Annotated in this window: 11 protein-coding genes and 1 pseudogene; 3 read left to right on the top strand and 9 right to left on the bottom strand. The window is 72.4% G+C overall.

Annotated features, from left to right (window positions below; all coding sequences use genetic code 11):
• Positions 1–989, bottom strand: a 989-nt coding sequence (locus tag ABZ281_RS19435) for a serine hydrolase (RefSeq protein ID WP_356657045.1), incomplete at its 3' end; no start/stop codon positions are given.
• Between the two features lie 315 nt (positions 990–1,304).
• Between ABZ281_RS19435 and ABZ281_RS19430 the strand changes: the two are divergent.
• Positions 1,305–1,724: pseudogene (locus ABZ281_RS19430) on the top strand (hypothetical protein); the annotation flags it as partial.
• Between the two features lie 163 nt (positions 1,725–1,887).
• On the opposite strand, the gene rho reads toward ABZ281_RS19430, so the two are convergent.
• From rho to ABZ281_RS19415, 3 genes are all read right to left on the bottom strand, one after another.
• Positions 1,888–3,030, bottom strand: coding sequence for a transcription termination factor Rho (gene rho, locus ABZ281_RS19425; protein WP_356657043.1), 1,143 nt, complete (start codon positions 3,028–3,030; stop codon positions 1,888–1,890).
• Positions 3,031–3,301: 271 nt separating this feature from the next.
• The gene (locus ABZ281_RS19420; protein ID WP_356657041.1) at positions 3,302–4,129 is read right to left on the bottom strand and encodes a class I SAM-dependent methyltransferase; all 828 of its coding nucleotides are present in this window, start codon (positions 4,127–4,129) and stop codon (positions 3,302–3,304) included.
• Positions 4,130–4,199: 70 nt separating this feature from the next.
• Positions 4,200–4,598, bottom strand: coding sequence for a nuclear transport factor 2 family protein (locus tag ABZ281_RS19415; protein WP_356657039.1), 399 nt, complete (start codon positions 4,596–4,598; stop codon positions 4,200–4,202).
• A 69-nt stretch (positions 4,599–4,667) separates the two neighbouring features.
• Between ABZ281_RS19415 and ABZ281_RS19410 the strand changes: the two genes are divergently transcribed.
• Both ABZ281_RS19410 and ABZ281_RS19405 read left to right on the top strand, forming a co-directional pair.
• On the top strand, positions 4,668–5,231 hold the full coding sequence (locus ABZ281_RS19410; RefSeq protein WP_356657037.1) for a PadR family transcriptional regulator: 564 nt from the start codon (positions 4,668–4,670) through the stop codon (positions 5,229–5,231).
• A gap of 4 nt (positions 5,232–5,235) precedes the next feature.
• Positions 5,236–5,961, top strand: coding sequence for a class I SAM-dependent methyltransferase (locus ABZ281_RS19405; RefSeq protein ID WP_356657035.1), 726 nt, complete (start codon positions 5,236–5,238; stop codon positions 5,959–5,961).
• A gap of 246 nt (positions 5,962–6,207) precedes the next feature.
• Here the strand turns inward: ABZ281_RS19405 and ABZ281_RS19400 are convergent, their stop codons facing one another.
• The 5 genes from ABZ281_RS19400 to ABZ281_RS19380 form a co-directional block, all read right to left on the bottom strand.
• The gene (locus ABZ281_RS19400) at positions 6,208–7,029 is read right to left on the bottom strand and encodes an alpha/beta hydrolase (RefSeq protein WP_356657033.1); all 822 of its coding nucleotides are present in this window, start codon (positions 7,027–7,029) and stop codon (positions 6,208–6,210) included.
• 55 nt (positions 7,030–7,084) lie between these two features.
• The gene (locus tag ABZ281_RS19395) at positions 7,085–7,894 is read right to left on the bottom strand and encodes a GntR family transcriptional regulator (RefSeq protein WP_356657031.1); all 810 of its coding nucleotides are present in this window, start codon (positions 7,892–7,894) and stop codon (positions 7,085–7,087) included.
• A gap of 130 nt (positions 7,895–8,024) precedes the next feature.
• A complete protein-coding gene (locus tag ABZ281_RS19390) occupies positions 8,025–9,191 on the bottom strand; it encodes a serine hydrolase domain-containing protein (RefSeq protein WP_356657029.1) in 1,167 nt (388 codons plus the stop codon).
• Positions 9,192–9,302: 111 nt separating this feature from the next.
• Positions 9,303–10,271 (bottom strand): acetylxylan esterase, encoded by a 969-nt coding sequence (locus ABZ281_RS19385; protein WP_356657027.1) that lies wholly within the window; start codon positions 10,269–10,271, stop codon positions 9,303–9,305.
• A gap of 248 nt (positions 10,272–10,519) precedes the next feature.
• Positions 10,520–11,046 (bottom strand): hypothetical protein (locus tag ABZ281_RS19380; RefSeq protein ID WP_356657025.1); only part of this gene is annotated, 527 nt, incomplete at its 5' end.

Below are 11,046 nucleotides of genomic sequence, written 5' to 3'. Positions count from 1 at the left end.
GAGCCCACCGCCTCGACCTTTCCGGCCGACCTGAAGCCCCAGTCGAGCAGCGAACGGGCCTCCTCGTACACGGCGGACCCACCGCCCTCCTGAGGGTTCATCACCGTCACGACCAGGGTGCGCCCGTCCCGGCGCGCCGCCGCGACGAGCGTGCTGCCCGCCTTGCTGGTGTAACCGTTCTTGATGCCGATCAGCCCCCGGTACGGCTTCACCCCCTTGGCGCCGCTCAGCAGCCGGTTGGTGTTGAGGATCGGGTACGACCCGTTGCCGCCGCCGGGGAACCTGGCCTCGACGGTGGCGCAGTACCGGGCGAAGTCGGGGTTGCGCAGCCCCACCCGGCCGAACACCGCCAGGTCGTACGCGGACGACACCTGGCCCGGTGCGTCGTAGCCGTCGGGTGACACCACGTGGGTGTCGCGGGCGCCGAGGGACCGGGCCTTGGCCTGCATCCGCTCGGCCGTGACCCGCCAGCCGCCGTTGAGCTCGGCCAGGACGTGCACGGCGTCGTTGCCCGAGTTGAGGAAGACACCGCGCCACAGATCGGCGATCCGGTACGTGTGGCCCTCGGCGACACCGACCAGGCTGCTGCCGGCACCGATGCCCCGCAGCTCCCGCTCGCGGACCGTGTGCCGTACGCCCGCCGGCAGGCCGGGCAGCACGGTGAGGGCGAAAAGAGTCTTCAGGGTGCTGGCCGGAGGCAGCTTGCGGTGCGCGTTGTGGGCGGCGAGCACCTCCCCGGTACGGGCGTCGGCCACCAGCCAGGACAATGCGGAGACCTTGGGGAGGCGGGCGACTCCGGTGCGCGGACGGACCTGGGTGCCGGGTCGGTACAGCAGCGAGGGGTGCGGGGCCGCGGCCCTCGGCCCGCCCGGCGGAGTGGGCTCCGCCCCGCCGGGGTCGGCCGCCGCCGTGGGCATCAGCGTCAGCAGCCCCGCCACGCAGAGCGCACCGGCTGGCACGGCCACCCGGGAAGAGAATCCGATGATCATATGATCAACGTAGAAACGGACCTGCTCCGCGCGGCGACGACGGGGCCGCACTCCACGCGCTAGCACCCGGATGGATGATCTCCCGACCCCCGACCGTCCGCCGTGTCCTCGGCGACCATCCCTTCGCGGAGATCGGCCTGCCCTCGGCCGTCGCCGTAGACGCTCGGCACCTTGACGCTCGACTCGCCCGTCACGATCACCCCGCGCCGGGACGGCTGGCTGGCACTGCGTCCGACCCCGCTCGAGAGGCGGTACGGACCTCATCCCCGGCCCGTCACCCAGATCCCGCCCGCCGCGCAGGCTCCGGGGCCGACCGTGCCACTGGGCGGGTTCGACTCCTCGAACCATGCCTTCCCGGTCCGCCGCAGCAGCCGGCTGCTCTTCCTCGAAGGAGCGGAGCGTGCCTCGTGGCGCGACAAGTGGGGTGGTCGAGGTCGACCCGGACCTCGACGCGCCCCGGCGGCTGTTCCCGCTCGGCTGGCAGTCACCGGCCCGGCACCTCTTCGGCGGGCCCGGCGTCGAAGTCGGCCCACCGGAGAGCCGCCACCTGGTGCACGCGGGATCCTTCTACGGCTCCCGCCGCACCCTGTCGCACAGTGCCTTCGTCGTCCGACGGAGCCTCACGGACGGTGCCTCCGCTGGGAGTTCCCCGCCGACCGGCCGGCGACAGCCGTCGACGGGATCGAGGAGACGGTCTACGGCGCCTTCAACTCCGGCGAGCTGGTGGCCCTCGACGCCGCCGACGGCACGGTCCGGTGGCGGCACCGCCTGACGATCGGCGGCCTCCCCACGACGGCCCTGTCCCTCGAACTCACCGATCCCCGCCGGTTGCTGATCGGCACCGTGGACGGACGCATCCTCGACTGCTCGGTGGCTCCCCAGGGAGCGGCCCGCCGCATCAGTCCGCAGGCAACGTCGGCTGGATGCGCCGCAGGAACGTCGCGTTGTCCGGTGTCTCGCGCATCCGCTCCAGGAGGGTATCCAGGCCGCCCTGCCCGTCCCGGCCCTGCAGCCCGCGCCGCAGGCCGTGGACGGCCGCCAACTCGGCCGGGCGCAGCAGGAGTTCCTCGCGGCGGGTGCCGGAGGGGGTGATGTCGACGGCCGGGAACACGCGGCGCGACGCCGGGTCCCGGCTCAGGCGGAGCTCCATGTTGCCGGTGCTCTTCAGCTCCTCGAAGTAGAAGTCGTCGGCCCGGGAGCCGGTCTCCACCAGCGCGGTCGCGAGGATCGTGAGGGAACCGCCCTCCTCGGCCGTCCGGGCGGCGCCGAAGAACCGCTTGGGGCCGGTCAGCGCGGACGCGTCGACACCCCCGGTGAGGATGCGGCCACCGGAGGCGGCCGCGTTGTTGTGTGCCCGGCACAGCCGGGTCAGCGAGTCGAGGAGGACGACGACGTCCTCACCGGCCTCGACGAGCCGCTTGGCGCGCTCGATCACCAGGTCGGCGAGCGCGATGTGCTGCTTGGCGCTGCGGTCGAAGGTCGAGGCGTACACCTCGCCCTGCACGCAGCGCCGCATGTCGGTGACCTCCTCGGGCCGCTCGTCGAGCAGCAGCATCATCAGCCGGCACTCGGGATGGTTGCCGGTGACGGCGGCGGCGACCTGCTGGAGGAGGACGGTCTTGCCGGTCTTGGGCGGGGCCACGAGGAGGCCGCGCTGGCCCTTGCCGACCGGGGCGATCAGGTCGACCACGCGTCCGGCCAGTCCGGCGGCGGGGTGTTCGAGCCGCAGCCGCTCGTGCGGGTGCAGCGGTGTCAGGTCCCGGAAGTGGCGCCGGCCGCGCGGGTCCCCGGGTGTACGGCCGTCGACCCGTGCGACATCGGTCAGGCCGCGCCGGTCGCCGGTCACGCCCTCGACGAGGTCGCCCTTGCGCAGGCCGTACCGGCGGATCAGCGCGGGGGACACCACGAGGTCGGCGGGCGTGGGCAGGCAGTTCTCACCGCGCAGGTGCCCCCTTCCGCTCGCGTCGATGTCGAGGACGCCGGACACCGTCCGGGCCGGGGACTGCTGCTGTACGGGTGGGTTTTCGAGTGTGGTGGTCATGGTGGTGGGTGTCCTTTCACGGACGGCAGGCAGGAGATGTGCGAAGGGAAGGGGAGAGAGCCGCGAAGGGAGGGCCTGTTGGCGCGCTTCCGGGCGACGGGGGAACAGCACCTCGGATACGACGAACACGTCGTGGTGCTGGAGATGAAGGAGAGAGGTGAAAATCGGCACCGGCGCCCGCAAAGAGGGGCGTACACGAGTGCTCTTGGCAATGTACCACCGAAAGCGGCGGTTGTGGGCCGGATACCTCGGCGGGCTAGATCGGGCTAGGTCAGCGCGTGGCCAGCAGCCCGTACAGCAACGGGATCCGCGGCTCGGGCAGGCGCCACCAGCCGGACTCCGTACGGGCCATCCGAGGCCAGCGCGGCCAGGGAAGTTCGTCGCCTTCACGCAGACGCCGCACGGCGAGCCCCGCATCCGTCAACGCGTTGAGGACCTCGCCCATTCCGTGCATCCACTCGTAACTGTCCGTGGCGCCCTCGACGGCCGGGCCGTCCGTGTAGGTGTGGGTCCCGTTGCGGTGCACCGGCCCGGCGCCGCCCAGGTAGTCGTGGCGCAGGAGCAGCTCGGGTCCCTCGCCCGGTGCGGGCTTCGGTCCGAGCGCGTTGAGCAGGGGATGGAACTCCACGACGTACAACCGGCCGCCGGGGCGCAGAAGCCGGCCGACGGTGTCCGCCCACCGGTCCAGGTCGGGGAGGTAGCACAGGGCGCCCTTGCCGGTGTAGACGACGTCGAACCGCCGCCCGTCCAGGGCCTCGGCGGCGTCGTACACATTCGCCCGGACGTACGTCACATCGGCGCCGGCCTTCGCCGCGATGTCCTGGGCGGCCGCCACGGACGCCGCGGAGAAGTCGAGACCGACGGCCCGGGCACCGCGCCGTGCGAAGGCGATCGTCTCCGTGCCGAGGTGGCACTGCAGGTGCAGTACGTCACGCCCGGCCAGCTCGCCGAGGTCCTCCCACTCGAACGGGGCGAACCAGCGCTCGGGGTCGAGGTCCTGGTCGAGGCCGTAGAAGCGGCTGGCGAGATGGACGGGCGTGCGGGCGTCCCAGTTCGCCTGGTTGGCCCGCATCAGCCGGTCGTGCTCGCGGGACGTCATGGGGACATCCAACCCTGAACCGGCCGCGGGCGCCGGGAGAACGCCGGAAACGGATCTCCGGAGGTGTCGCTCAGTTCGAGCGGGTGCGCGCTTCCTCGGCGATCCGCTCGAACTGCGCGCCCATGGCCGCCGCGAGGGCCTGGGCCCCCGACAACGGGCGCACCATCACCGTGAATTCGTCGATGAGCCCGTTCTCGTCGAGATGGATGAAGTCGCAGCCGTTGATCTCCCGGTCACCCACGCGCGCGGTGAAGACCAGGGCGTGGTCGCGGCCGTTCACGTCGTTGATCTCGCGCACGTAGCGGAAGTCCTGGAAGACCTCGGAGACGGCGCGCAGGATCGCCGCGGTGATCGCCTTCCCGGCGTACGGCTTGAACACGACCGGGCTGGTGAAGACGACGTCCGGCGCCAGCAGCGCCACGGCGGCGTCGAGGTCGAGCTTCTCGACCGCCTCACGGAATGCACGCATCGAAACCGCCTTAGTCAATTTGTTGAGTAGGTGCGGAGTAGATTAGTCAACCGTTGATACGGTGTCCATATGTCTCTCAAGTACGCCGTTCTGGCGGCGCTCCTGGAGGGCGAGGCCTCGGGGTACGAGCTGTCGAAGGTCTTCGACGTGTCGCTGGCCAACTTCTGGGCCTCGACCCCGCAGCAGCTCTACCGCGAACTGGAGCGCCTCGCGCAGGGCGGCCTGATCGAGGCCAGGGTGGTGCGCCAGGAACGGCGTCCCGACAAGCGCATGTTCACGCTGACCGAGGCGGGCCGCGAGGACCTGCGTTCGTTCGCCGCCACGTCGCCCCGGCGGCCCACCGCCATCCGCGACGAACTCCTCATCAAGATCCAGGCCATGGACGGCGCGAACCCGGACGCGACCCGTGCGCTGGTCGAGGAGCGCGAGGCGTGGGCCCGCGGCAAGCTCGCCCGCTACCGGCGGGTGCGCGAGCGCCTCCTGGCCGGCCGCAGCGAGGAGGAGTACCTCCGGGAGACCGACCGCGTCGGCCCGTACCTCACCCTGATGGGAGGCATCGGCTTCGAGGAGGAGAACCTTCGCTGGTGTGAGCGCGTACTCGCCGTCCTGAAGCAGCGGACTCCCCTAGGCTGAGCCGATGTTCAGCCCCGAAGGCCCCAGCCTGCGCGAACTCGCCGTCCAGGCGCTGTCGTCCGTCGAGCGCGGCTACGACCTGCTCGCGCCGAAGTTCGACCACACGCCCTTCCGGACACCCCCCGCGGTCCTCGACGCCGTCGGGTCGGCGCTGCGGCGGGTGGGGCCCTTCGACGCCGGGCTCGACCTGTGCTGCGGCACCGGCGCGGGCGTCGGGGTGCTGGAGCGGGTGTGCCGGGAGCGCGTCACCGGCGTCGACTTCAGCGCGGGCATGCTCGACGTCGCCCGGGGGCGAGTGCGGACGCAGGGCCCGCAGATCTCCTGGGTCCGCGCCGACGCGCGCGCCCTGCCCTTCGCCCCCGCCTTCGACCTGGTCGTGAGCTTCGGGGCCTTCGGCCACTTTCTGCCCCGCGAACTGCCAGGGCTGTTCGCACAGGTCCGGTCCGTCCTGCGGCCGGGCGGCTGCTTCGCGTTCCCGCTGGTCGCGCCGCCCCGCCCGGGCTCGCTCGGTTACTGGATGGTGCTCGGGTTCGACACCGTGATGCGGGTGCGCAACGCGCTCTGGCGGCCCGAGTTCGTCATGTACTACCGCGCCTTCCGCCTCGGGGACGTGCGGCGCGAACTCGCGGAAGCAGGCTTCGGGGTGGAGCTCCAGCCGCTCCCGGAGTTCGGGCGGCGGCCGGACGGCAGCCCCCGGGTACGGCTCGTCCTGGCCCGGCTGCCGGGCTAGGCCGTGTCCGCGAAGTCCGCCTGTCCCGCGGCGCCTGGCACGCTCCCCCGAGCTCTCGACTCCGCTCGAGCAGGGGGTACCCGCACTCGCCGCACCGGACGAGGCCCCGAGTACGTCCGGTACGAGGGACTTTGCCCGGCACGCCGAGAGCACGCACCGGACGCCGCGGGGCCCGTCCTCCGGGCGAACGACGGGACTTCGCGGACCCGACCTCTCAGGGCACTAGGCCTGGTGCCGAGGTGCTCGTCAGCCGCGAAGGAAGTTCAGCAGATCGTCGTTGAACGCCCTCTCGAAGTCGCCGACCAGACCGTGCGGGGCACCCGGATACACCTTCAGCGTCGCGTCCTTGACGAGCTGGGAGGTGCGGTGGGCCGAGGCGGCGATCGGCACGATCTGGTCGTCGTCCCCGTGCGCGACGAGCGTCGGCACGTCGATGCGCCGCAGGTCCTCCGTGAAGTCGGTCTCCGAGAACTGCGCGACACAGTCGTAGGCGCCTTTCAGGCCGGCCTGCATGCTCCACATCCAGAACGCCCGCCGCACGCCCTCCGACACGGCGGCGCCGGGCCGGTTGAAGCCGTAGAAGGCTTCGCTCAGCTCCCAGTAGAACTGCGAGCGGTCCGCCGCGACCCCGGCGCGGATCCCGTCGAAGGCGTCCTTCGGCGTGCCCTCCGGATTGGCCTCCGTCCGCAGCATCAGCGGCGGCACCGCACCGAGCAGCACGACCTTCGCCACCCGCGCGGTCCCGTGCCGGCCGATGTAGCGGGCCACCTCACCGCCGCCGGTCGAATGGCCCACCAGGACCGCGTCGGTGAGGTCCAGTGCCTCGATCAGCTCGGCCAGGTCGTCGGCGTACCGGTCCATGTGGTTGCCCTGCCACGGCTGGCCCGAGCGGCCGTGTCCGCGGCGGTCGTGTGCGATCGCCCGGAAGCCGTGCTCTGCGACCAGCCGGGCCTGCCCGTCCCACGCGTCCGCGTTGAGGGGCCAGCCGTGACTGAACACCACGGGCTGCCCCGCGCCCCAGTCCTTGTACGAGAGCTCGGTTCCGTCGGAGGTCGTGAACGTGGTCATGGGGATCCTCTCGGAGGTCGCCTGGGGGAGCCGTGCCGTGTCTCGATGATCTCCGTCATCTCCGGGAACCCGCGTGGGCAGTCCGCCGAACGGGTGACGGGCCGTGGTCGGCCGCGGGTGCCGCAGCGCGGCCCGGCAGAGTGAACTCGTAGACCAGCGCGTCCTGCTGGGCGTCCACCATGAGATCGGTGATCTCCAGCGGGCGGGCGTACTGGTCGTGCACCTGCCGGGTGACCCGTACCGACGGGGCGCTCGCGGGGCGGGTGATGGTGTCACGGTGGTGCAGGGTCAGCCCGGCCCGGCGCATCCAGTCGTAGGCCCGGCGCAGCTGCGCGGCGGCGGTGCCGTCGGCGCGGTCGCGGTAGCGGGCCAGCTCCTCCACCTCCGCCAGCGCCACGGCGGAGAACGATGTCACCGCGGTCCGCCGGCCCTGCCCGCCGGCGGTCGCGTACCGGTAGCGGTGGATCAGGGTCGGGCGGCCGGGGGCCAGCCCCAGGGCTTCGGCGTGGTCCGGCGGGGGAGCCTCCCAGGTGACGGTGGCGCGGGCGACACTGCCCGGGGCCGGGGCCCCGGCGCCGACCGGGAAGGTGAGCGACGCCGGGGTCTCGACCGGCAGGCCGGGCAGGGTGGCGTGGCTGCCGCGCCGGTCGGTGGTGACGAGCCCGTCGCGGCGAAGCAGCTCCAGCGACTGCCGTACGGTCTCCCGGCTGACCCCCAGGTGACCGGCCAACCGCCGTTCGCTCGGCAGTCGTTCACCGGGCGGGATGGTGCCGTCGCGCAGCTCGCCGAGCAACTCCGTCGCGATCCGGCGGTACAGGGGCTCTCCCTCGGCCGGCGGGGGGTCGTGCGGGGTGGTGCGGGCCATGCCGCCCCTCCTGTGGGTGACGTTCGGTAGCCGTTCGGGCTCGGTGCGCCACCAGATCTAGCATTGGTCTAAACCAGCCGGGAAGGGCGGCCGGGCGGTTCGGCCGAAACCTGCCCGCCCGCGCCCGCCCTCACAGCGCGCCGTACAGGGCGTCGACCAGGGCCATTTTCCGCGGGTCGTTGGCGATATGAGGCCTCATCCGGTTCATCACATAGCCCAGGGACACCCCCGCCTCGGGGTCGGCGAGCCCACAGGAGCCGCCGAAGCCGTCGTGTCCGAAAGCGCGCGGGTTGGGCCCGTACGAGCTGTCGGGGCCGCTGAGCCACAGCCCGAGCCCCACCTCCGTCTCGTGCTCGAACCCGGCGCCGAGCACCAGGTCCCGGCAACCGCCCTGCCCCTCGCGCACCCGCTCGGCCGCCTCGGGGGACAGCACGCGATGACCCCCGTACGAGCCGCGCCCCGCGAAGACGCCGTACAGTCCCGCGACCGCACGCGCGGTGCCGTGACCGTTCGCCGCGGGAATCTCGGCGGCCCGCCACCCGGGAGTGAGGGCCCCGGCGGCGGACACCGCCGGGTTCGTCAGCGCGGCGATGGCCGCAGGCGCCAACTGGGCGAAGGCCGCCGCTTGTGCACTGCTCGCCGTGACCGCCGGCTGGACCAGCTCGGCCGCGCGGCCGGTCTCCCGCTCCGGCAGGCCGATGCTGAAGTCGATCCCGAGCGGCCCCGTCACCTCCCGCGCCAGGAAGTCCCCCGGCCGCAGTCCCGACACCCGCCGTACGACCTCGCCGACCAGATGGCCGTAGGTCAGCGCGTGGTAGCCGGACCGGGTGCCCGGTTCCCACCACGGCTCGGTCGCGGCGAGCCGCTGCGTGGTCAGCTCCCAGTCGCAGAGCTGCTGCAGCGAGTGCGGCTCCCGCAGGCCGGCCAGACCGGCGCGGTGGGACAGCAGATGCCGTACGAGGACCTTCTCCTTGCCCGCCGCGGCGAACTCGGGCCAGTACTCGGCCACCGGCGCGTCCAGGTCCAGCAGCCCCCGGTCGGCGAGGATGTGCGCGCACAGCGCCACCGGGCCCTTGGTCGTGGACCACACGTTGACCAGCGTGTCCCGCTCCCAGGGCCGGGAGCGCGCCGCGTCCGCCCAGCCGCCCCACAGATCCACCACAGTCTCGCCGTCGACGGTGACGGCCACCGCGGCGCCCAGTTCGCCCCGCTCCCGGAAGTTCTCCTCGAACGCCCTGCGTACCGCGGTGAACCGCGGGTCACAGTGACCGTGCATCTGTGTCTCGTTCCCGGACATGAGCCCCTCCGCCGACGGTCTTCGACCCGGGCCGCTGTGTCACGGTCCGGGCGCGATGAACGTACCGACTGGTCGGACCGGGAGGAAGCCCGCCGGGTGTGAACGGCCGGATCAGATGTACGAGCGCATCCAGCGCAGCTTGGCCGCCTGCTGGAAGGGGCCGCCGCCCTCATGGTCGTTGAAGTCGTAGACCTCGATCGACTTGTCCTCGTGGTCCCAGGCGTTGAAGGCGGCGAAGACGGTCGAGGGCGGGCAGGTCTGGTCCTCCAGGGCGGCCGAGAAGAGCGCGGGGGCGCGCCCACGGGCGGCGAAGTGGACGCCGTCGAAGTAGGACACCGTGCGCAGGGCGTCCTCGGCGCGGCCGCGGTGCGTCTTGAGGTAGAGGCCGATCTCCCGGTACGGCTGCCGGTCCGTGAGCGTCGTCGCGCGCGGGAAGTCGCACAGGAACGGCACGTCCGGCGCGATGCCGACCAGGTCCGGGACCAGTCCGCCGACCGCGATGGTGATGCCGCCGCCCTGGCTGGAACCGACGGCCACCGTGCGCGCCGGGTCGGTCAGGGGGTGCGAGCGGGCCGCCTCGACGGCACGCACCGCGTCCGTGTAGACCCGGCGGTAGTAGTAGTTCTCCGGGGCATCGATGCCGCGGGTCATGAAACCGGGGTACGCGGGCGCCCCGCCCACCGGATCCGCGGTGCCGCCGCCTCCGCCCCAGGCGCTGCCCTGCCCGCGGGTGTCCATCACGAAGTGCGCCCGGCCCGAGGACGCCCACAGCAGGTGCTCGTGGGGAAGCCCGCGCCCGCCGCCGTAACCGATGAACTCCACGACCAGCGGCAGCGGGCCCTCCGCCCTCGCCGGCAGCGTCAGCCAGCCCTTGACCGGATGACCGCCGAAACCGGCGTACGTCACGTCGAACACCTGGACGGTGGACAGGCCCGTGTCGACCGGTTCGAAGCGGGCGTCCAGATCATGCCGGCGCGCCTCCTGGAGAGTCTTGGACCAGAAGGCGTCGAAGTCATCGGGCTCGGTGGCCGCGCTGCGGTACTCGCGGAGCTCGTCGAGAGGAAGGTCGAACAGGGCCATGTAGGACCGCCTTGAGTGAGGAGCAGCTACGGGGGTTATGCGGATGATCACACTACGTGGGTGGTAGGAGGACTGGCCAGGGTCTTGTTCCGGCCTGGCTCCGAACCGCTGTTCGCTCTGCGAGGGTGAGGCCCTGGTCGCAGGCGTAGGAGCGTGATCTTGGAGCATGGCGTCGGGGAGAGATCGCGCGCAGGTGGTCGGGTCACCTGGTGTCCTCAGCCGGATGCGTCCCCAGGGGTGTTCGCGTCTCATGCCCGGCGGTGCGTCCACTCCGGTTCCGTACGGGCCCACGCCCGGTCCCACTCGGCCATCCGGCGCCGCAGCGCGACCCGGCGTACCAAGGAGTGGCCGAAGAGCACCAGGAGCACCGCACCGCCCGTGGCGCAGGTCCCGATGGCGAGGGTGTGCTGCCAGATCGCCGACCCGTCCACCGGTGGGAGAACGCTCCGCCCCCGGTCGTCGAACCAGGCGTCCACGGTCTCGCCTCGTTTGGTGTCCGCGGGGACCCGCGTCGTCGCGGTGCGCGTGGCTCCGCCCGGCTCGGTCCAGCGCACGGTCGCCCGATACGCGTGCTGCCCGCCGGCCTGCATCGACGGGAGCGAGTCGGTGGTGCCGACGACCTCGGCCCGGACGCGATGCCGCTCGGCCCGCTGCTCCGCCGCCACCGACCGCGCCTCGTCATGGGCCCACCGGGCGGCGGCCGCCCCGGCCAGGGGCGCGCCCACCAGGATCAGGACGGCGAACACCAGCACCGTCCACGCTTCAACGACATCCG

The sequence above is a fragment of the Streptomyces sp. NPDC006265 genome, from assembly GCF_040613555.1.
Classification (GTDB): domain Bacteria; phylum Actinomycetota; class Actinomycetes; order Streptomycetales; family Streptomycetaceae; genus Streptomyces.
The sequence above is the reverse complement of the archived record's forward strand: the minus strand, read 5'-3'. Positions and strand labels throughout refer to the sequence as shown.